This is a genomic window from Thermosyntropha tengcongensis (assembly GCF_055381335.1).
In genome coordinates this window covers 334,873-355,812 of record NZ_AP042437.1, presented here as the reverse complement: position 1 = coordinate 355,812, position 20,940 = coordinate 334,873, and the positions used below count along the sequence as shown (strand labels likewise).

General features: G+C 42.6%; 19 protein-coding genes and 2 tRNA genes. 6 read left to right on the top strand and 15 right to left on the bottom strand.

Features of this window, described 5'->3' with window-relative positions; genetic code table 11:
- The first annotated feature begins 20 nt into the window (after window positions 1–20).
- A complete protein-coding gene (locus ACZ42E_RS01705; protein WP_464892735.1) occupies window positions 21–569 on the top strand; it encodes an NADH peroxidase in 549 nt (182 codons plus the stop codon).
- Window positions 570–630: 61 nt separating this feature from the next.
- On the opposite strand, the gene ade is transcribed toward ACZ42E_RS01705, so the two are convergent.
- The 3 genes from ade to ACZ42E_RS01690 form a co-directional block, all read right to left on the bottom strand.
- Window positions 631–2,334 carry an adenine deaminase gene (gene ade / locus ACZ42E_RS01700; RefSeq protein WP_464893455.1) on the bottom strand — a complete coding sequence of 568 codons (1,704 nt, stop codon included), beginning with the start codon at window positions 2,332–2,334 and terminating at the stop codon, window positions 631–633.
- 93 nt (window positions 2,335–2,427) lie between these two features.
- Window positions 2,428–3,753, bottom strand: coding sequence for an NCS2 family permease (locus ACZ42E_RS01695; protein WP_464892734.1), 1,326 nt, complete (start codon window positions 3,751–3,753; stop codon window positions 2,428–2,430).
- 259 nt (window positions 3,754–4,012) lie between these two features.
- Window positions 4,013–4,795: an enoyl-CoA hydratase/isomerase family protein gene (locus ACZ42E_RS01690; protein WP_464892733.1), complete on the bottom strand. Its 783-nt coding sequence runs from the start codon at window positions 4,793–4,795 to the stop codon at window positions 4,013–4,015.
- A 187-nt stretch (window positions 4,796–4,982) separates the two neighbouring features.
- Here ACZ42E_RS01690 and ACZ42E_RS01685 point away from each other — a divergent pair, with 187 nt between their 5' ends.
- The gene (locus ACZ42E_RS01685) at window positions 4,983–5,795 is read left to right on the top strand and encodes an MBL fold metallo-hydrolase (protein WP_464892732.1); all 813 of its coding nucleotides are present in this window, start codon (window positions 4,983–4,985) and stop codon (window positions 5,793–5,795) included.
- 3 nt (window positions 5,796–5,798) lie between these two features.
- On the opposite strand, the gene ACZ42E_RS01680 is transcribed toward ACZ42E_RS01685, so the two are convergent.
- The 11 genes from ACZ42E_RS01680 to ACZ42E_RS01630 form a co-directional block, all read right to left on the bottom strand.
- On the bottom strand, window positions 5,799–6,365 hold the full coding sequence (locus ACZ42E_RS01680; RefSeq protein ID WP_464892731.1) for a L,D-transpeptidase family protein: 567 nt from the start codon (window positions 6,363–6,365) through the stop codon (window positions 5,799–5,801).
- 120 nt (window positions 6,366–6,485) lie between these two features.
- On the bottom strand, window positions 6,486–6,872 hold the full coding sequence (locus tag ACZ42E_RS01675) for a bacteriohemerythrin (protein WP_464892730.1): 387 nt from the start codon (window positions 6,870–6,872) through the stop codon (window positions 6,486–6,488).
- A 111-nt stretch (window positions 6,873–6,983) separates the two neighbouring features.
- Window positions 6,984–7,070 (bottom strand) — tRNA-Leu (locus tag ACZ42E_RS01670).
- Window positions 7,071–7,156: 86 nt separating this feature from the next.
- On the bottom strand, window positions 7,157–8,773 hold the full coding sequence (locus ACZ42E_RS01665) for an ABC transporter substrate-binding protein (RefSeq protein WP_464892729.1): 1,617 nt from the start codon (window positions 8,771–8,773) through the stop codon (window positions 7,157–7,159).
- 117 nt (window positions 8,774–8,890) lie between these two features.
- Entirely contained in the window at window positions 8,891–9,457 is a 567-nt protein-coding gene (locus ACZ42E_RS01660; RefSeq protein ID WP_464892728.1) for a lytic transglycosylase domain-containing protein, read from the bottom strand.
- Window positions 9,458–9,504: 47 nt separating this feature from the next.
- Complete coding sequence (gene coaE / locus ACZ42E_RS01655; protein WP_464892727.1) at window positions 9,505–10,107, bottom strand: dephospho-CoA kinase; 603 nt, start codon at window positions 10,105–10,107, stop codon at window positions 9,505–9,507.
- Window positions 10,108–10,126: 19 nt separating this feature from the next.
- Window positions 10,127–10,771, bottom strand: coding sequence for a sporulation membrane protein YtaF (gene ytaF, locus ACZ42E_RS01650; protein WP_464892726.1), 645 nt, complete (start codon window positions 10,769–10,771; stop codon window positions 10,127–10,129).
- A 67-nt stretch (window positions 10,772–10,838) separates the two neighbouring features.
- Window positions 10,839–11,645 (bottom strand): bifunctional DNA-formamidopyrimidine glycosylase/DNA-(apurinic or apyrimidinic site) lyase, encoded by an 807-nt coding sequence (mutM, locus tag ACZ42E_RS01645; protein ID WP_464892725.1) that lies wholly within the window; start codon window positions 11,643–11,645, stop codon window positions 10,839–10,841.
- 21 nt (window positions 11,646–11,666) lie between these two features.
- Window positions 11,667–14,273 carry a DNA polymerase I gene (polA, locus tag ACZ42E_RS01640; RefSeq protein WP_464892724.1) on the bottom strand — a complete coding sequence of 869 codons (2,607 nt, stop codon included), beginning with the start codon at window positions 14,271–14,273 and terminating at the stop codon, window positions 11,667–11,669.
- A 138-nt stretch (window positions 14,274–14,411) separates the two neighbouring features.
- Window positions 14,412–15,446, bottom strand: a complete 1,035-nt coding sequence (locus ACZ42E_RS01635) for a zf-HC2 domain-containing protein (protein ID WP_464892723.1) — start codon at window positions 15,444–15,446, stop codon at window positions 14,412–14,414.
- A gap of 35 nt (window positions 15,447–15,481) precedes the next feature.
- A complete protein-coding gene (locus ACZ42E_RS01630) occupies window positions 15,482–16,063 on the bottom strand; it encodes an RNA polymerase sigma factor (protein WP_464892722.1) in 582 nt (193 codons plus the stop codon).
- Between the two features lie 228 nt (window positions 16,064–16,291).
- On the opposite strand from ACZ42E_RS01630, the gene ACZ42E_RS01625 reads away from it, so the two are divergent.
- From ACZ42E_RS01625 to ACZ42E_RS01610, 4 genes are all read left to right on the top strand, one after another.
- Window positions 16,292–16,375: transfer RNA gene (locus ACZ42E_RS01625), tRNA-Leu, on the top strand.
- 131 nt (window positions 16,376–16,506) lie between these two features.
- Window positions 16,507–17,004: a hypothetical protein gene (locus tag ACZ42E_RS01620; protein ID WP_464892721.1), complete on the top strand. Its 498-nt coding sequence runs from the start codon at window positions 16,507–16,509 to the stop codon at window positions 17,002–17,004.
- A gap of 351 nt (window positions 17,005–17,355) precedes the next feature.
- Window positions 17,356–18,210 carry a 3-hydroxyacyl-CoA dehydrogenase family protein gene (locus ACZ42E_RS01615; RefSeq protein WP_464893454.1) on the top strand — a complete coding sequence of 285 codons (855 nt, stop codon included), beginning with the start codon at window positions 17,356–17,358 and terminating at the stop codon, window positions 18,208–18,210.
- 34 nt (window positions 18,211–18,244) lie between these two features.
- Window positions 18,245–19,042, top strand: a complete 798-nt coding sequence (locus ACZ42E_RS01610; RefSeq protein WP_464892720.1) for an enoyl-CoA hydratase/isomerase family protein — start codon at window positions 18,245–18,247, stop codon at window positions 19,040–19,042.
- 148 nt (window positions 19,043–19,190) lie between these two features.
- On the opposite strand, the gene pyk is transcribed toward ACZ42E_RS01610, so the two are convergent.
- Window positions 19,191–20,936: a pyruvate kinase gene (pyk, locus tag ACZ42E_RS01605; RefSeq protein ID WP_464892719.1), complete on the bottom strand. Its 1,746-nt coding sequence runs from the start codon at window positions 20,934–20,936 to the stop codon at window positions 19,191–19,193.
- Window positions 20,937–20,940: the final 4 nt, after the last annotated feature.

The following is a 20,940-nucleotide window of genomic DNA, read 5'->3' as shown; positions in this document are numbered from 1 at the left end:
CAAATAAAGGAGGAATCATAATGAAAAAATTTGTTTGCGGAATCTGCGGTTATGTCCATGAAGGGGAAAAAGCCCCCCTTAATTGTCCTCAATGCAATGCCCCATCCGAAAAATTCAGCGAAGTAAGCGAAAGCGAAAATCTAGTCTGGGCTGATGAACACAGAATAGGCATTGCCAAAGGCCTGGACCCCCAGGTAATAGAAGGCTTAAAAGCCAATTTTATAGGCGAATGCACGGAAGTAGGCATGTATCTGGCCATGAGCAGACAGGCCGACCGGGAAGGTTATCCAGAAATCGCCGAAGCCTACCGCCGCATAGCTTTTGAAGAGGCAGAGCATGCCGCCAAATTTGCTGAACTTCTGGGCGAAGTTGTAACTGCTGATACCAGAACCAACCTTAAAATGCGGGTGGAAGCCGAACACGGAGCCTGCAAAGGCAAAAAAGACCTGGCAGCAAGGGCCAAAGAACTCGGCTATGACGCTATCCATGATACAGTCCATGAAATGGCCAAGGATGAAGCCCGGCATGGAGCAGCCTTCAAGGGACTTCTGGAAAGATATTTCAAATAAGCCCCCTGTAGCTATACCACCAGAGCCCTGCCCTGTTAAAAAGGCAGGGCTCTGGCCTTTTTCATGCCCACAATGAAGTAAACTCTATTTTGCTGCTGTCAATAAGCCCCCGGTCAGAAAGACGAAGATTAGGTATAACTGGCAGGGCAATAAAGCCCAGGCTCAGGACAGCATCGATTTCTTCTTTTACTCCAAGATTTTCTGCTCTCTTAAGTATTATCTTCAAACGGTCCTTTACTTCATCCAGGGAAAGGGTGCTCATAAGTCCTCCAATCGGCAACGGAAGCTCATAAAATTCTTCTTCATCCCAGAGAACTATCCCGCCTTTTATTTCTCTCAGCCTTGCCACCGCTTTTAAAATGGCTTCATCAGTAACCCCCACCGCCACTATATTATGAGAATCATGAGATATAGTCTGGGCAATTGCCCCCTTCTTAAGTCCGTATCCGGTCAAAAAGCCAACTGACATGCCGCCATTTTTACCATGCCTTTCAATAACCGCCACTTTCAATATATCCCTTTCCGGATCTGCTTTCAAAAAGCCGCCTTCCTGTTTGGGCTCCACAATCTGGCATTCTGTTATAATCTGGTGGGGCAAAAGCTTAATCGCCTTTACCCGGCTGCTCCTGGCAGGAACTGCGAGATCTATTTTATTTATATCTACATGTACACTGTTGGGGAAGTTTTCATACAAATTGCGCTTCAAGCCATCGGCAATTTCGCCATCTTTTACAATAAGCCTTCCCCTCTTAAAAACCATTTTGGGAACAAACTTTTCAAGATCTTCAAATATATTAAGGTCTGCCAGTTTGCCAGGCGCGATAATTCCCCGGTCTCTAAAACCAAAATAACGTGCCGGGTTAATAGTAGCCAGACGCAAAGCAATAACCGGTTCAATTCCTTTTGCCACCAAAAATGCCAAATGCTTGTTAAGATGCCCTTCCTGCAGAAGGTCTTCCGGATGCCTGTCATCGGCACACAGGAGCAAAAACTCGGCGGTCTTTTCATTTACCAGGGAATAAAGATTAAAAATATCCTTGGCCGCAGAACCATAGCGCAGGAGTATATACATGCCGTAGCGCAGCTTTTCCAGGCCTTCTTCCACCGTTGCTACCTCATGGTCAGACTGTACCCCGGAAGCCAGATAGGCATTGAGCCATTTATCACCTATCATGGGGGCATGGCCTGCTACTTCCAGTCCCATGGCCCGCGTTTTCTCAATCTTGGTCAACAGGTCATCATCGCCAAAAACTACCCCGGGAAAGTCCATAACTTCTCCCAGGCCTACTATACGCGGATATTTTAAAGCATCCTGCACGGCCTTTTCATCCAGCCTGGCCCCCGCTGTTTCCAGAGAGGTAGCCGGAACACAGGAAGGAACTTCTAAAAAGAGGTCTATTATAGCATTTTTGCTGTCTTCCAGCATAAATTTTATCCCCTCAAGCCCCATAACATTAGCTATTTCATGGGGATCAGCCACCACCGTGGTGGTACCATAAAGGGCTACCGCCTTTAAAAACTCAGATGGGGTAATTAAAGAGCTTTCAATATGCACATGGCTTTCGATAAAACCTGGCGTAACATAAGCCCCTTCAAGATCTATCTCTTCATAAGCTTCATAATCTCCTAAACCTGCAATTACCCCTTCACATATTGCTATATCTTTTTCCAAAATTTCACCGGTAGGCAAAAAAACTACTTTTCCATTTTTAAGCAGAAGATCAGCGGGTTTCTCTCCTCTCGCCACTTCCAGAACCCGGCGCATATCCACCTTATTTTCCCCCTTTTGCTTTTAAGTACCTGCCTTAAGCTGATACAAAAAAAGAGGGGAGCCCCCTCTTTTTTTGACTTTAGACATTTAGTGCAAGCGCATAGCAAAGTTGATAACAAACAGAAGAGCAATTATATACATCATCCAGTGCAGTTCTTTATAGCGTCCAGTCAAGATTTTAACAGCAGTATAAGCGATAAACCCTAAGCCTAAACCGGTAGCAATACTGTAAGTCAGGGGCATCCCTATAACAGTCAAGAATACCGGGAAAGCTTCGGTAAAATCTTCAAAGTTTACATGTACAATTTCAGAGAGCATCAATGCTCCAACTATAATGAGAGCAGGAGCTGTAGCAAACCCTGGAACAAGCCCAACCAGGGGAGCAAAAATAAGAGCCAGAACAAAGAGTACGGCAACTGTAATGGCAGTAAGTCCGGTTTTGCCTCCTTCAGCAATACCAGCCGCACTTTCAATATAGGAAGTTACGGTACAGGTTCCGCAGACAGCGCTGGCCATAGTACCAATAGAGTCACTTATAAAAGCTTTTCCCAATTCCGGCGGCTGTCCTTCATCGCCCATAAGGCCAGCTTTGCGCAGGAGCCCCATCAGGGTACCCATGTTGTCGAACAATTCAACAATGGTAAATGTGAATATAATGTTGAATAATCCAAAACCTAAAGCCCCTTTAAGATCAAGCTTGCCAAAGGTAGGAGCCAGGCTCGGCAGATTAAAGCTCATGATATCGCTTATGCCTTTCGGGGCAGGAACTGCTCCTACTACCATACCGGCAACCGTGGTAGCCAAAATGCCTATAATAAGAGCTCCTTTTACATTAAGTGCCATAAGCACAACAGACACAATTATACCAAATATAGCCAGCAGTGTCTGGGGAGCAGCCAGATTTCCCAGCCCCACAAAAGTAGCTTCATTTGATACAACTATGCCTGCACTCTTAAGCCCTATAAATGCGATAAACAGACCTATACCAACCGGGATAGCTGCCCGCAAGGAAGGCGGCACCGCATCAATAATCCAGGCCCGCACCTTGGTTACGGTCAGGATAAAGAACAGAACCCCGGAGAAGAATACCGCTCCCAGAGCAACTGTCCAGTGCAGACCAAAACCCAGAACAACCGTATAGGTAAAGAAAGCGTTAAGCCCCATGCCAGGTGCAACAGCGATCGGATAGTTGGCAAGCAAGGCCATCAAGACCGTTGCTATAACCGTAGCAGCAATAGTGGCAGCAATTGCTGCTTCCTTGGGTATTCCCGCATCCGCCAGGATAGCAGGGTTAACAAAGATAATATAACCCAGGGTTACAAAAGTGGTAAGTCCAGCCAGAATCTCGGTTTTTACACTTGAACCTCTTTCACTGATTTTAAAAAACTTGTCCAGGGCATGTGCGTTTTCCAATGCAATCCCTCCTGCAAATTATTTGTGCTTTAAACTGCGGGGTTCCGGAACCCACCTATTTTTTTTGCAATAACTATGCCAGCCGTCAAAGGGGCAATAAACAATATTTATAGACCAATAAACAGAAAAAATTACTCAGAATAATTTTCCCCCTTAAGAAAATTATTCACCTGTCTGATATAAAATCTGCTGCCACTGCTCTTCCCTTAGTTAGTATATACCTCCCATAAATAAATATACGAAATGCCCCAGATAACAGCTATCTTTCTTTAAATTCCGGCTTGCGCTTTTCAAAAAAGGCCCGAATAGCTTCATTCTGGTCTTCCGTTCCACAGCAGAATATGGACTGAATCTGCTCTAAAAGCATTCCCCCGGCTATACTGCTGTCAAGGGAAGCATTTATAGCTTTTTTGCCGAAGCGAACCGCCCAGGGAGGATTATTTACAATCCTTTTGGCCATTTTTAAAGCCCTCTCATAAAGCTGTTCCCTGGGGACCACTACTTCTACAAAACCTATTTCTCTCGCTTCTCTGGCATCTATTTCTTCACAGGCCAGAATAAGCCTTTTAGCCTGTCCCGGCCCAACAAGGCGCGGCAGTCTCTGGCTTCCTCCCATATCAGGAGACAACCCAAACCTTACTTCCGGTATGGCAAATCTCGCATCTTCAGAGGCTATCCTTATATCCATACAGGTAATAAGCTCAAAACCCGAACCATAACATAAACCGTGTACAGCCGCAATGCTTACTGCATTCATCTCCTGCCATCTGCTGTAAAGCCTCTGCAGCCAGGCTATATTATCTGCCACCCAGTAAGAATCAACCTTTTCTAAATCTTTTAAATCAATGCCGGCACAAAAATGTTCTCCTTCTGCCCTGATGATAACCGCCCTTACTTCCCGGTGCGCATCAATCTCGTCCTGCAAAAGCGCCATTTCCTTCCAGGGAGCATAACCCATGGTATTTAACCGGTCAGGTCGATTCAAGGTAACCGTTGCAATAGGCCCCTCGATGGTTAGATCATAAAATTCATATTTGCTCATTATTTTACCTCCTTTAATTTACAATTAAATATAATACTTTATGAAATATTTTATCATAATAATTATTCTCGATGAGTAAATTATCCTGTTCCAGAAGAATAAAATAAAAAAAAATAAAAGGAATTACATTTTTCTTCTAGAATTTATCATCACAACCTATCAAATAAAAAACAGGAGGCCTATAAAAGTGGAAAAGTGTTATTTTAAATTTTCCGACTTTAACCTTCATGTACTGCAGGGATACATATGCAACATTTTCCTGCTCGAATACGCTCATGGACTTCTACTGCTTGATTCAGGATCTATAAATGATATAAAACGTATCGAAAAATACTGTAACGAACATCTTGGCTGTTCTCCTTCCCACATCAAGCTGGCTATCGTCTCCCACATGCACCCTGACCATTCCGGGGGAGCCAACACTTTAAGGGAGAAATACGGCATTCCCATTGCTGCCTATCATACCATAGACAACTGGTACAGCGGTATAGGAGGAAGGCTGCAGCACAAGCTGGACTGCATAATGGCCCAATCTGTGGCCAGAGGCCAAAAAAGACGTCTGGAAAGGACTTTCTTTAATCCCGTAATAAACCCGGAATATCCTCTCTATGACGGGGATTTGCTCCCTTTTTTTCCGGACTGGCAGGTGCTTTATGTCCCGGGACACACCCTGCATGACATAGTATTATTCAATAAAAAAGAAAATATAATGTATATAGCTGATGTGATAGTCAATGTAAAGGACAAATTCCTTTTACCTCTGCCCGTACTGTTCCGGGATAAAATGTCTTCTTCTCTTGAAAAAATAGCACAAACCGGAGCTTCTCTGCTCTTGCCTGCCCATGGCAGTTTTATAGAAATGGAAAAGCACCCCTATCTTTTTTCCCATATGCAAAAACTTCTTTCCAAGCCACCCAGCAGCTTTGAAAGAAGAGTACACCTGCTCTCCATATATTCACCTGAAATATGGAAAGAAAAAAAGGCCTCCCACAAAGTTTAATCCTTATTTTGCTTTCGCATATTCCCTGCGCAGGGCATCCAGAGTAAATACACCTACTATACCGTCCACTGCCAAACCTTTGCCTTTTTGAAAATCCATTACTGCCTTTTCCATAAAATCCCCGTAAATTTTATCTATCCTGGCTTTATAATACCCCAGTTTTTTGAGCATTATCTGAACTTCCATAACATCTGTACCTGTATCTCCTTTTTTGAGCGGCCTGCCGTTGTATGCCCTGCCTATTATATAAACCCTGCTTCCCACAGGGGTTAGGTCATATACTTCAACCACATCCTCATTATACATTCTTATACACCCATTGCTAACCGCCTTCCCTATAGATTTGGGGTTATTGGTACCATGAATCCCATATCCTCCCCAGGGTACACTTAAGCGCATCCATCTCACGCCAAAAGGTCCTCCCGGATCAACCGTCTTTTCCACAATAGTCCAATCTCCCAGCGGGCTGGGAGTAGTTTTTTTCCCTACAGCTACCGGATAAGTTTTTTTAAAATTATCTGCCAGAAAAACCAAAATCCTGCGGTCAATGTCAACAATTATATTAACCACCTTTTATCCCCCAAAAATCCCGTTTAAATATACTATGCACATTTTACCTATCCCGTACCTCTACCCCTATCCATAATAAAAAGGCACATATCACACAGGATATATGCCTTAAAAAACACCCTATTTTATCATTTTATCCATTCCCAATATATGTTTATCAATCCAGTTGACTATAAAATCCAAAAGTTCCAGTATAAACTTATCCTGTTCCTCGTCTATTTTGTCCAGGTCTATACTGTTCACCTTTTCTATGAAATCATTATGCTCGACTTTATGGGATAAAAGCTTTTTGTAACCTATGCTCTGCATATATTCCTCTTCTGAATGAAAATGATAAACCGTATACTCCTTAAGTTCGTTCAAAATAGCCACAATCTGGTCATATTTATCCACACTCAAGCTGTTGCGCATAACTTCATAAGCCCGACCTGCAATTTCAAAGAGCTTGCGGTGCTGCTCATCAATATGTTCCACTCCCATAGTATATTCTTCTTTCCATTTTATCACATCTATAACCTCCTCTTTTTTGAATTATTACTTAATTCAAGAAATAACCGAAAAATCCCTGCTCAAAAAACAAAAAAGCTGCAGATTTTTCTGCAGCTTTTCTTATCTTTATGGTGCGGTGAGAGGGATTTGAACCCTCACTCCCTAGTGGGAACTTGCCCCTCAAACAAGCGTGTCTGCCTATTCCACCATCACCGCATACTTTTTTAACATTAACCGGCAAGAGTTATTATATACCAGACCCTTGATATTTGTCAACATATCATAAATTTAAATCTAACCTGTTAGACTTTTTCTTCCCCTGCTGGTTTTAATAGTTCAATTTCATTCCAGTTGAGCATGCCCATGGAATCCAATTCAAGGTTATTTACCTCTTTGCCTTTAAGAGCAAAAGCCCTGTGCTGGAACAGGAACAGGCATGCTGCATCATCGGTAATTATATCTTCTGCCCTCCTTAAAAGCTTAATCCTTTCTTGATTGCTCTTCACTTCAGCCCTGGCTGCATTAAGCAATCTATCCACCTGGGGATTATAATATCCCGAATAATTGGTAATCCCTATCATCCTGCTGTGAAACATACTGTATAAAAAGCTGTCTGCATCTGGATAATCTGCATACCAGCCCAGGCGAAAGAGGACCAGATCCCTTTCCTTTAGTTTCTTCTTAAATTCCCCCCAATCTAAAGGCCTTATCTTAACCGGAATACCTATCTTCCCTAACTGATGGGCTATGGACTCAGCTATCATGCTGTGCCCTTCATCCATATTATAAGCCAGCACCAGGGGAGAAAGCCCCTTACCCTCGGGATAACCTGCCTCTTCCAAAAGTTTTTTCGCTTTGTCCTCATCATGGGTATATCCCCACATCTCATTCCGATAGCTTCCCAATCCTTCCGGCACCACTCCTTTAAGCGGGATATAAGCTCCCCCCAGCACATTATCAATAATAGCCTGGCGGTCAATCGCATAATTTATCGCCCTTCTAAGCTGATAATTGCCTGCCAGGGGCTCTCTTTCCAGATTAAACCCTATACAGTAGGTGGCAAAAAGGTTTTTCTGAATCATAAGATCTTTGTACTCATCACTACCCTGCAGGTTTTTTATTTCTTTTAAAGGCACTTTATCCAGATAATCCAGCTTGTGGGCTTTATATTCACCAAGAGCCGAATAAGGATCTCTAAATATCTTTATATTCAGGGCAGAAACTTTAGGCCCTTTCCCATGGTAATTTTCATTCTTCAAAAGGATTATATTGCCGTCTTTAGATTCTTTAAAAACAAACGGCCCGGTTCCGGGAGGAACTTTTACCTTATCATCCAGATCATATATATAAAAAACAGGATTGGCCAGCATATAAATAAAAGCAGAATTAGGTTCCTTAAACCTGACCCTTACCGTATACTTATTTATCACCTCTATTCCTGAAACCTCCGGACTTTTGCCTTTAAGCCTTTCCTCACTGCCGGCAATAGATAAAAACATGCTCATGTCTGATATCTCTTTAGTATTAACAAAACTATTTTCCCAGGACTTTTTTACATCATAGGCCGTAAAAATTTTGCCATTATGAAACTTTACATCAGGCTTCAAGCATAAAAGCAAACTTTTCCCATCACCGGAATATTTCCAGTTAACTGCCAGGTTAGGCCTTATGCTGCGGCTTTCTTCATCATAACACACCAATCCTTCATACATAGCAGAAGCAATCAGCTTTTCTTCATTACTGGTAAATAGCGGAGGAGAAATATTATAAATATTCCCCACCACTCCCAAATTAAAAGGCCTTACATCAAGGTTGGACACCGACATTATCCGGTTCTGAGCCCATATAATGCCTATTATTAAAATAAACAGGCCCAAAAAAGATGTAACTACTGCTGCTTTCCTGAATCTTATATACATAAATATCCCCCCTGTCACCGCCGCCCAGCCAGGCTATCAACAATATATTTCCTTACAAGTAAATATATTCCTGCAAAGGCAAAAAAATAACCGGATACATCCGGCTTTCCGCTTTATCTATTCTTCATATATAGCTTTGTAGGCTTCATAGGCCTTGAGCACATTGCGCACATACTCTCTGGTTTCCGGGAAAGGTATATTATCAAGCTTTTTAAGATCTCCATCCCATCTTCCTTCATTCAGCCATTCCCTTACATTGCCACGCCCTGCATTATAAGCAGCTATGACCAAAGGCAAATTGTTGTCATACTCCCTGGCAAGATCTGCAATATACCAGCAGCCAAACTCTATATTAACCTCCGGGTCATGCAGCAAGTCGGCATGGAAATTATCCATCCCTTTCTGTTTGGCTATCCAAAAGGCCGTATCCGGCATGATCTGCATAAGCCCTTTGGCTCCTACTGAAGATTCAGCTGAGGTCTGATACTTGCTTTCGGTACGAATGATGGCAAAAACCAGATAAGGATCTATATTATTTTGATGGGCATGGGCAAAAACTATTTCACTGTGCGGCTTGGGATAAAAAACAGTAATCCATTTAGGGAAAGTCAAAACTACAGCCATAAAAACCAGTATAAAAATCCATATCGCGACCGCCAGGCGGGAAGACTTATTCTTTCTCAAAACAAAACCTCCAGGATCAATATATATATTCTTACTATAAATTTATTTTAGGAACCTTGTCTTATTTCATTAAAATATTTAACGGTTTTAGCTATTGTTTCCTCCATGCTATGGCGGTTATCTATTACCACCTTCGCTCTTTTAGCCTTTTCATCAAGCGGCATCTGGGCTTCTATTCTCTTTACCGCATCTTCGAGGCTTATATTATCTCTCCGGCATAACCTTTCTATTTGCGTTTCACGGTCTACCCACACCACCCACACTTCATCACATATGCGATCCATATGGGTCTCATATAATAAAGGCACCTCCAGGACTACTATCGAGTCAGTTTTTTCTGCCTTAAGCCTTTGTATCTCTTCCTTAAAAAACTCCATAATCCTGGGATGGGTTATCCTGTTTAGTTTCTGCAGGAGAAGAGGATTGTCAAATACTATTTTCCCTAATTTTTCACGATTTACAGTCTGGTCAGGATTCAATACCTCTTCCCCAAATTCTTCAACAATATCATGCCAGGCTGGCTTATAAGGCTCTATTATCATATGGGCTACCTTATCGGCATCAACAACATAAGCCCCTAATTCCCTCAGCTTTTTGGCAACCGTGCTTTTTCCGCTGGCAATGCCGCCCGTTAAGCCTATTATCTTCACCCTCTATCACCATCACTTTTTAGAAAAATTCTATCATGCCGATAGCTATAAAAATCAAGCCGGAGACTAATGCTGACCAATGCTTATATTCCTGGCTCTTAACCAGATTTCCTGTAAAAAGCCCGGCTTCTACTAAAATAAATTTTATCATACCTACCAGCCCTGCAGTAAGTAAAATATTAAAACCAGCCATAGCCATGCCTATTCCTGCCCCAAAAGCGTCCATAGCCAGGGCAAGGCCCAAAAAGAACGCTTCCCGGCTGCTTATTTCACCCGAAGAATCAAAATCTGCCTTTACAGGTTCCTTTAATATCTGAATAATTATTCCCAGCGATTTTATGCTAAAAGTCAGCAGAGGTTCACCATCTTCAGCTATTGACGATATCCTTTCCCGGCAGGCACAAGACAAAAAATAAAAACCTACCAGTATAAGCAGAGCCCCTCCCGTCATTTTGGCCCACAGAGGAGGCAAAAGAATGCTTAATCCCTTGCCGCACAGCATAGAAAAGGTTACCGCACAGGCAGAAGCTAAAGATATAACTATCAGAGAAAAAATAGGGATCTTTATTTTTCTTATTCCATATGCTATACCTGCCATAAAACCATCTGCACTAACCGCCAGCGAAAACAGCAGAACAGATAAAAGCTCCATGCTAAATCCCACTCCTATCCACCTGGTAATTTTGTAAGCACTATATATATATGGATAAGAGCTGTAAAGTGTGATAACCCTACTTCTGGCAGTTAGGGCAAAAATAACTGCTTCTCCCCCCTATTTTCTCCCGGTTAATCCTGGTGCCACAGAGCCTGCATTCTTCTCCCTCCCGGCCATATACGGCAAGGAAGTTTTGAAAATTGCCGCTCTTTCCATATCCGTCCCGGTAATCCCTGAAAGTAGTCCCTCTTTCCTTTATGCTTTTTGTCAGGACTTCCTTTATCGCCTTACATAGAGCATCTATTTCGCTGTAAGTAAGGGACAAGGCCTTCCTATCCGGCCTTATCCCTGCTCTAAAAAGAGCTTCATCTGCATATATGTTTCCTATTCCTGCTATAACATTCTGTTCAAGCAGAAGGCTTTTAATGGTTGCTTTCCTTTTGCCCGCCACCTGCCTTAAATATTCACAGTTAAAGTCATCTTCCAAAGGCTCCCTGCCCATACGGCTGAAAAACGCATTAAGGTCATGCACCAGCCATATTCCGCCAAAACGCCGGGGATCCTGATAGATAAGCTTATAAGAATTGTCCAGATAGATTATGCTGTGTATATGGGGCTCATCTATCAAAATCTCTTCCGCAGCCACAAAAAAGCGTCCGCTCATTCCCATATGCAGGACTATATTAAAATTATCTTCCAGCTTTAAAATAAGGAACTTGCCTCTACGCCTTATATCTTCTATCTTTCTTCCATAAAGCTCCTTTAAACGGTAATCCTTAAGCCTTAAAATATCTTCCCTTTTGATATCAATATGTTTAACTCTGGCTCCACACAAAAAGAGAAGCGACTGTCTTATTGTTTCCACTTCCGGCAGCTCAGGCAAATCTATACCTCCCCAACTTCTCTATACTAAAGGCTGCATGTCATACCAGTTCATCCCCGCCTTAATCGATACCTCAAGGGGCACTTTCAGCTTTATGGCATTTTCCATGCAGGATCTTATGACCTGGACTGTCTCTTCCAGTTCTTTTCGCGGCACTTCAAAAATAAGGTCATCATGTACCTGCAGGAGCATCTTCCCTCTTAATCCCCGGTCTTTCAATTCCCTATCAATCTTTATCATAGCCAGTTTAATTATATCAGCTGAAGTCCCCTGTACCGGAGTATTGAGCGCCATGCGCCTTGCTAAAGCCTGCAGGGTCTTATTCCCGGAATTAAGTTCCGGCAGGTACCTGCGCCTCTTTAATATAGTTTCCACATACCCATATTTTTTACCCATTTCTACTACTTCTTCCATGTATTTTTTAACTCCCGGATAGCTGTCAAGATAGCTTTCGATATATTCTCTGGCCTCTTTGCGGCTTACCCCTGTATCCCTGGCCAGCCCAAAATCGCTTATACCGTAAATAATGCCAAAATTAACTGCTTTAGCCCGCCTTCTCAATTCCTCATCCACTTTATCCAGAGGCACCTTGAATATTTCGCTGGCTGTCCGCCTGTGTATATCTATCCCTTTAATAAAAGTATCAATAAGTACCTCATCTCCGCTTATGTGGGCAAGCGACCTCAAATCTATCTGGGAATAATCTGCTGATACCAGGACACAATCCTTATCAGCTACAAAGGCTTTTCTTATCCTTCTTCCTTCCTCCATCTTCACCGGAATATTCTGCAGGTTAGGCTCTACACTGGACAGCCTGCCGGTTACGGTCTGCGCCTGCTTGAAAATAGTATGCACTTTTCCCGTCCGGGGATGGATAAGGTTAGCCAGCGCATCAGTATAGGTGGATTTCAGTTTGGCAAGCTGGCGGTAGCCTAATATATAAGGGATTATCTCATGCTCGCCATACAACTCTTCCAGCACTTCCACCCCGGTAGCGTAGCCGGTTTTAGTCTTTTTCACCACTCTAAGCCCCAAATCTTCAAAAAGCACTTTTCCCAGCTGCTTGGGAGAATTAATATTAAACTCTCCTCCCGCCAGGGCATAAATCTTTTCCTCATATTCCTTTATTCTTACGGAAAATTCTTCTGACAATTCCCTCAAAACAGAGGCATCTACCTTGATTCCCGCCATCTCCATAGCAGCCAGTATAGACGAAAGCGGCATTTCCACCTTATCCAGGAGCTCTATGAGCTCTTCAGGAGTAGCCTTATAAATTGCATGGTAAAGCTCATTAAGCTTTAAAGCTTTTAAGGAAAAATTATCTTTTTCTATTCTGATCCCCAGGAACTTTAAAAAAAGATCGCAGACCTCTTCAGCATTAAGGGAAGGATCATTAACATAAGCCAGCAAAAGGGTATCTCCTTTAATCCCTTCCAGGCTTATGCCGAAGCGGCTCAGTATAACCTGCATGAACTTGGCATTATGCACAATTTTCTTTATCCCGCTGTCTTCCATAAGCGGCTTAAGCCAGAATATCCTGGCTTCCCGCTCCAGAGAGAGATGATACACCTTTTCTCCCAGGGCACAAAAAATCTCCTTAAGATTAGCCCACATGGGATGGTGATAATCTGCCTTAAAAACTAAAGAGATCTCTCCCCCTTCAGAGGCCTTTTGCAGAAGATTTAAAGCTTCTTCTTCACATTCTATCTCTTCCATCTCCAAATCCGAAAGCAGAGCTACTTCTCCTGTCTCTTTATCTCCCTTCTTTTCTAAAGCCTGTAAAAAGCTGTTGAACTCAAGCCTTCTGTACAGATCTCTTAAAGCCTCAAAATCTGGTTCCCGCCTTTTAAATTTTTCAAAATCACATGCTATCTCTATATCTCTTTTGATAGTAGCCAGCTCCCGGCTTAAAAACGCTACCTCTTTTTGCTCCTTTAATTTCTCAGCTATCTTGCCGCCTTTTACCTCATCGATATGAAGATACAGGTTTTCCAGATTTCCATATTCTTTAATCAGCTTTACAGCAGTTTTAGGCCCTATGCCGGCAACTCCGGGAATATTATCAGAACTATCCCCCATCAAGGCTTTTATTTCAACCAGTTTATGAGGTTCTACTTCCCATTTCTTTTTCACTTCTTCTTCATCATACACCACAATGTCAGTTATGCCTTTTCTGCTCATCAGTACCTTTACTTTTTCTGATACCAGCTGCAGAGCATCCCCATCACCGGTAACAATAACCGTCTCCATGCCCGCCTGTTCTGCCTGATAGCTTAAAGTGCCTATTATATCATCTGCTTCATACCCTTCCAGCTCCAGATAAGTTACATTAAGAGCTGCCAAAACCTGCCGTATAAGCTCAAACTGTCCTAAAAGCTCCTCCGGTGCAGCAGCCCGGTTAGCCTTATAATCTTCATACATTTCCTTGCGAAAAGTTTTTTTGTCTTTATCAAAAGCAACTACTACATGGGTAGGATTCTCCTCTTCCAGAACCCGGTTAAACATAGTCAAAAAACCATACACCGCATTGGTAAAAACCCCCTCCCGGTTATGTAAAAGGGGCAAAGCGTAAAAAGCCTTGAAAAGCAGGCTGTTTCCATCAACCAGCATAAGTTTTTCTTTACTCATAGTCCCCACTCTCCGCAAGATTACTCTTGTTTATTATAACCGTTCTCCTGTCTGATTAGGCCAAAAATAAATAAAAAATCCCATAAAAAAACAGGACTTCTCGTCCTGTTTAACTGCTACCTAAATATTTTATATTTTTTACGGCTTAATATTTTCTACCAGATATACCTTTAAAGTAATTTTCGCCATCTGTTCTTCTATATCACTTTTGGCCTGATTTAATTCTTTAACCTTTTTCTCCAGATCAGCCCTGGCTGCAGTGTTTCCTTCCCTATCGGCCTGAGCCATTTTTTCATTTAAAATATTTATCTCTTCCTGTATTTTATTATATTTTTCCGTCAGCTCAACCTGGCTGCGGGAAGTGCTGCTGACTTCTCCTATATAGCTCAGCTGTTCCATTATCACATCAGCTTTATCCTTTTCCACCGATAACTCTATGGCTTTAGCCACACCACCAGAAAGAGGCTGCATCCCATCGATTACTTTATATTCAGCCTGGTTAGCCTGCGCCAGTTTTATAACCTCTTCTGCTGATTTATCAACATCGCCTACCTTAATCTGGGCAGCCATCTGTTCTGCCAGATAAGTCGTTAAAACCCCTTTTTTCTCGGTACTGCCAGGTTTGGCAGGTGTTAATCCATTACCCTTATCAGCCACCGTCATATTTTTACGGTTATCAATAACCACCTGCTTTTCATCAACACCAGCTACCCTCTTTTCATCTTTAGATCCTCCTGCCACATTCATTAACCGGCTCCAGGGGCCTTTTTCAACTACCGCCACATTTTTATCCCCTTCACTTTCTTTGTCCCGCCACAGGGAAGCGATATTTTCTACTGGCAAAATACTGTTTATATATATGCCAACAAGGAGTGCAATACCAGCAATTCCTGCCGCCAGCCATCCCTGTCTTTTAGGTTTGGAGGCCTCACGCAGAGAAAATACCTTGTTCTTTTCTTCCAGTATGCGTCTTCGCACATCAAGAGCCAGGCCTTCCGGACAAGGAGGAACCTCTATTTTATTAAGGCAGGCAGATATAAACTGCATTTTCTCCAGTTCCTGACGGCAGAAAATACAGCCTGCCAGATGCGCTTCCACCAACCTATTCTCTTTTTCACTGGTCATTCCATCCATATAAGGGGACAATAAGTCCCTTATCTGATCACACCTCATAATCTCTTTCCTCCTCGCTTTTTTAGACGCGAGGTTTAAAGCAAAAGTTCCTTATCTTCAATTTTTTTTCGCAAAATATTTCTGGCCCGGTTAAGCCTGGACTTCACCGTTCCCACCGAGCAGTTGAGGATTTTGGCAATTTCTTCATAGCTCAAATCCATCATATCTCTTAAAACAATAATCATCTTATGTTCAGGTTTCATCTGATTGAGAAAAGCTAATATGTATTCGGAAAATTCCCGTCTTTCATATATTATGTCAGCAGAAGGTGAAGGGTCCATTATATCTTTTTCCAGTTCATCCCCATCTTCCGTAGCCAGCGGTTCATCCAGGGATAAGGGGATAATCTTGCGCTTTCGCCTCCTTAACTCATCCAGGCATACATTGGTAGCTACCCGGTAAAGCCAGGTGCCAAAGCTGGAATCCCCCTTGAAAGTCCTGAGAGAGCGAAAGGCTTTCAAAAAAGTTTCCTGGGTCATATCATAAGCATCTTCTTCATTCCCCATATATCTATAAGCCAGAGCATATACCTTATTCTGATATCTCAAAACCAGTTCTTCAAAAGCTGCCACATCTCCCTGCAGGCTTTTCTTTACCAGTTGATCATCCGTATTCATGTACAATTTCCCCTTTTGGCAGTTATTTTCTCGCCTCTCTTTTGCTAAAACCCCTTTCTCAAAATTTTTCAACAAAATAGATGAAAATCCTTTTTCCTCCTTATGGAATAATCCTCATCATCCCAACCATAATTATAATACATTTTATATTCTATGTCTTTTTCATCTATCTTGACAACCAACCTGTCAGTCTTTATAATAGTATTTGCGTTTAAGTTAAATAGAAAGGCCAGAGTGTCGGAATTGGCAGACGAGCGCGACTCAAAATCGTGTGCCTTTGGCGTGTGGGTTCGAATCCCACCTCTGGCACCATATAAGAAGCTAAAAAGCAGTTCATAACTGCTTTTTATTTTTTATTCCCGCAAGCAGATATTGCTAAATTATTTCTAATATTCTAAAATTTAAACTGTATCTTCGCTTTTTAACCTTGGGAGGCGCTAACCATGAGGAAAGAATATATAGTATTTTTCTCTCTTATACTGGCAGCTGCTATAACTGCCGGCTCTACTTTAAGCCTTGCTGATAACGCCCAGGCTCTGGTCAAATACAGCACCGCCCAGCAAAAAGAAAACCAGAAACCTGTAGATAATGAAAAAAATCAAAGCGCTTCTGAAGAAAAAAGAAGCGAGAAAACATATGCTGATCCTTCTTCAGCGCTTAAGTTAAACCCCCAGGATGCCCAAAAAACAAGCTACATCTATATCGCCGATGAAAATAAGCCTGTAAGCCTTACAGAAGAACAAAAAGCCCAGGTTATGGCTATGCTAAAAGAACTGGGCATGAAGAGCGAAGAAGAATACAGCCATTTTCTGCTTAAATTTCAGGAAGAACATAATTTACCCCCTACCGGCCAATTAGATTCCCTTACCCTGGAACTTATAGTCAATCAGGTCCAGATTGAACGCGCTATGGCACAAATCAGAGCAGCCCACCGCAGATAGTTGCCCCAAAATTATTTTTTGAATATTTTTTATTTTTATTTTTTATAAAAACGACAAAAATGGTATAAAACTTTCTTCTTAAATATGTTATTATTATTTATGTGGAGAGGAATTTTTCCCCCCTTTAATTTCCCTTCCCCAATTATCAGTAATAATTTGGTGTTCCAAAAATATAATATATTGGACATGCTTATTTAAATCTAATTTGGAAATAGGTTTTCTCTTTAAGCATACATGCTCGCTATTACTTCTGGTAATTCTACGGGGGGTGATATTAAAAAACAGGGGTATAAGTTTACCAAACCAGGGTTTTAAAATTTTTAAAAATTATGAGGGGGTAATATGATGGCTATTGAAAAAATTGCTGTTTTAGGTGCTGGAACAATGGGAATGGGTATTACCTGGGCAGTTGCTAGCGCAGGTAAAAAGGTCATTGTTTATGATATCAAGCAGGAAATAGTAGACGGCTGTATTGCTAAAATAGGCAAAGGTTTGGCCAAAGCAGAAGAAAAAGGCCAGGCTCCTGCTGGTGCCAAAGATTTCGTATTAGGCAATATCACCGGAACCGTCAATCTGCAGGATATCGCAGAAGCTGATTTCGTTATCGAAACTGTAGTCGAAAATATCGATATTAAGAAAGAACTCTACAAGAAACTCTCTGACATAGTAAAACCCGAAGTAATCGTGGCTACCAACACTTCTTCCCTGCCCATAACTGAAATTGCTGCTTGCTTCGCAAGACCTGACAAGGTTGTAGGTATGCACTTCTTCAATCCTGCTATGGTTATGCAGTTAATAGAAGTTATCCCTGCTCTGCAGACTTCTGAAGAAACTGTAGAAACCGTAATAGCTCTCTCCAAAGAAATCGGCAAGAAGCCCATCAAAGTAAAAGAAGGTCCTGGCTTTGTTGTAAACCGCATCCTCATCCCCGGCATGAACGAAGCTGCTTTCATCCTTATGGAAGGCCTGGCAACCATCGAAGACATAGACAAAGCTATGAGGCTCGGTGCTGGATGGCCGATGGGTCCGTTCACCCTTGCTGACATGGTTGGTCTTGACATAGCTCTCGAAGTTGCCAATGTCCTCTTCAGAGAAACCGGAGATCCCAAATATCGTCCTGCTCCCATCATCAAACAGTATGTACGCGCTGGATGGCTGGGCAGAAAGACTGGCAGAGGCTTCTATGACTACAGCCAGCAGAAATAGTTTTTAGTCGGGGGAATTAGAAGGAGGTTAATTCATGTCTTATCGTGAAAAGCAATTCGAAACCATAATAGTTAAATTCGAAGAGCCGGGTATTTGTATAATGCAGCTCAATCGTCCCAAAGCATTTAACGCAGTAAATGTTACCATGCTGGATGAAGCATATGAAGCTTTGACCGGAGCCAATGACGATCCTGAAGTAAAGGTCATAATCATAACCGGTAACGAAAATGCCTTTGCTGCCGGTGCTGACCTTAAGGCAGTTAAAGATTACAATGCTTTCCAGGCCAGAGACTTCCTGGACAAGGTACACCGCACCATATTTGCTATCGAAGACAACCATAAACCGGTAATCGCCGCTGTAAACGGCCTCGCTCTGGGCGGCGGACTGGAAATGGTGCTTGCTTCTGATATAAGAATAGTTGCTGATAATGCTACTCTGGGACTTCCCGAAATCAACCTGGGCATATTCCCGGGAGCTGGCGGAACTCAGAGATTCCCGCGTTCTTCTTCCATCTGCATAGCCAAGCAGTACATATTCACCGGCGAATTCTTCAATGCTCAAATAGCTGAAAAAATAGGCCTGGTGAATATGGTAGTTCCTGCAGCTGAAGTTATGAACGAGGCTATCAAGTTTGCCAAGAAGCTGTGCAAGAAATCACCGCTGGCTTTAAGAGAAGCCAAGAACGCTATCAATATGTCCATGAATACCGATATCAAAACCGGAAGCCGCTTAGAACAGCTCGGCTGGTCCATGCTCTTCTCTTCTGAAGACCAGAAAGAAGGCATGTCTGCATTCCTGGAAAACAGAAAAGCTGAATTCAAAGGTAAATAATTCATGAAGGGAAAGGGGTTGCCTGTTTAAACCCAAAACCACTCTATATTAAAAAGGTCTGCACTCTATAAAGGTTTAGACAGCAAACCTGACGGCATACAAAAAGGCTGCCTAAAAGGCAGCCTTTTTATTTCGTAAAGTAAACTTCTTATTTTACCTTGGCCAATCCCTGATAAACCTTTCCCCGCGGAGTATCCATGGTTATCAGCATATCATCTTTCAATATGCTGGTAGCATCCCTGGCGCCTACAATAACCGGAATATGATAGGTCAAGCCCATGATAGCCGCATTGGAAGTAAGCCCCCCTTCTTCGGCAATAAGCCCCCCTATCTTCTCCAGGAAGGGAGACAGCATTTCATCAGCACTGGTGGTGACAACTATGTCTCCCATCTGTATTTTAGCCAAATCTTCCGGATTAACGACAATTTTAACCTTGCCGCTTACTGTGCTTCCTATCCCCATACCTTCAAGCAAAACATCGCCTACCACATGTACTTTCAAAAGATTAGTCCCTCCCGAAACACTTGCTCTGGTGCCAGCAGTTAACACTACCAGGTCACCATGTTTGATATATCCTTTTTCCAAAGCTTTTCTTATTGATTCTTCAAAAAGGGCATCGGTTCCTTCCGTTTCATCAATAACTACCGGATATACTCCCCATACCAGAGCCAGCTTATTGAATACCCTGGCATCCGGGGTAGCAGCAATGATTTTGGCTTCCGGGCGATATTTGGCTACCATCTTTGCCGTATAGCCTGTACGGGTAGCAGTAATTATAGCTGCCGCATCCAGATTGGCAGCTGTGGCACAGGTAGCATAACTTATGGCATCAGTTACTGAATTGGTACGGTTGAGGGCTTTTTTGCGCAGTATTTCATCATAAGCCAGGTCTTCTTCCGCCCTTTTGGCAATGCGGGCCATCGTTTCCACTACTATAACCGGGTACTTGCCGGCAGCTGTTTCGCCTGAAAGCATTATCGCATCAGCCCCGCCGAATATGGCATTGGCCACATCCGAAACTTCCGCTCTGGTAGGTCGCGGGTTATTGATCATAGACTCCAGCATCTGGGTAGCTATAATCACCATTTTTCCAGCCTGGTTGCATTTTTCCACTATCTTTCTCTGCACCAGGGGCACTTCTTCCGCTGGTATCTCCACTCCCAAATCCCCGCGGGCCACCATAATGCCGTCAGCCACCTTTATTATATCATCCAGGTTATTTACTGCTTCCTGGCTCTCTATTTTGGCGATTATATCGATATCCGCATTCCTGCTTTCCAAAATGCGCCTTATCTCCAGCACATCATCAGCAGTACGGACAAAAGAGGCAGCAATATAATCTACTCCGTTTTCAATGCCAAAGATTATATCTTCCCGGTCTTTTTCGCTTATAAAAGGCAGGTTAAGAGGTACTCCCGGAATATTTACCCCTTTCTTCTCCCCTAATTCCCCGCCGTTTATTACCCGGCAGATTATGTCAGTATCTTTGATCTCTTCTACCAGAAGGCTTATGAGTCCATCTGCCAGCAGTATAGAAGTTCCTATCTCTATTTCTTCAGGCAAATGTGGATAATTTACATGCACCTCATTTTCATTGCCTATAATATCCCGGGTAGTAAGGACAAACTTCTGTCCGCTTTCAAGCTTTATTTTGCCTTTTTCCAGCTTTCCGGTTCGTATTTCCGGCCCTTTGGTATCCAGCATTATAGCCAGAGGTTCCTTCTTCCCCCTGGCCACCAAACGGAGATTATCAATCCTTTTCTTGTGTTCTTCATGGGTGCCATGGGAAAAATTAAGCCTGGCTATATTCATGCCTTTCTTAAACATTTCTTCCAGCACTTCCACACTTTCACTGGCAGGTCCAATAGTGCAAATTATCTTGGTCTTGCGCATACCG

Excerpts from the sequence above, each read along its gene's own strand:
- ACZ42E_RS01665 (WP_464892729.1), bottom strand. The coding sequence starts at position 8,773 with ATGTATATAAGATTCAGGAAAGCAGCAGTAGTTACATCTTTTTTGGGC.
- ade (WP_464893455.1), bottom strand. The coding sequence starts at position 2,334 with ATGCGCCGGGTTCTGGAAGTGGCGAGAGGAGAGAAACCCGCTGATCTT.
- ACZ42E_RS01635 (WP_464892723.1), bottom strand. The coding sequence starts at position 15,446 with ATGAGGTGTGATCAGATAAGGGACTTATTGTCCCCTTATATGGATGGA.
- ACZ42E_RS01630 (WP_464892722.1), bottom strand. The coding sequence starts at position 16,063 with ATGAATACGGATGATCAACTGGTAAAGAAAAGCCTGCAGGGAGATGTG.
- ACZ42E_RS01620 (WP_464892721.1), top strand. The coding sequence starts at position 16,507 with ATGAGGAAAGAATATATAGTATTTTTCTCTCTTATACTGGCAGCTGCT.
- pyk (WP_464892719.1), bottom strand. The coding sequence starts at position 20,936 with ATGCGCAAGACCAAGATAATTTGCACTATTGGACCTGCCAGTGAAAGT.
- ACZ42E_RS01705 (WP_464892735.1), top strand. The coding sequence starts at position 21 with ATGAAAAAATTTGTTTGCGGAATCTGCGGTTATGTCCATGAAGGGGAA.
- ACZ42E_RS01690 (WP_464892733.1), bottom strand. The coding sequence starts at position 4,795 with ATGAGCAAATATGAATTTTATGATCTAACCATCGAGGGGCCTATTGCA.
- ACZ42E_RS01610 (WP_464892720.1), top strand. The coding sequence starts at position 18,245 with ATGTCTTATCGTGAAAAGCAATTCGAAACCATAATAGTTAAATTCGAA.
- polA (WP_464892724.1), bottom strand. The coding sequence starts at position 14,273 with ATGAGTAAAGAAAAACTTATGCTGGTTGATGGAAACAGCCTGCTTTTC.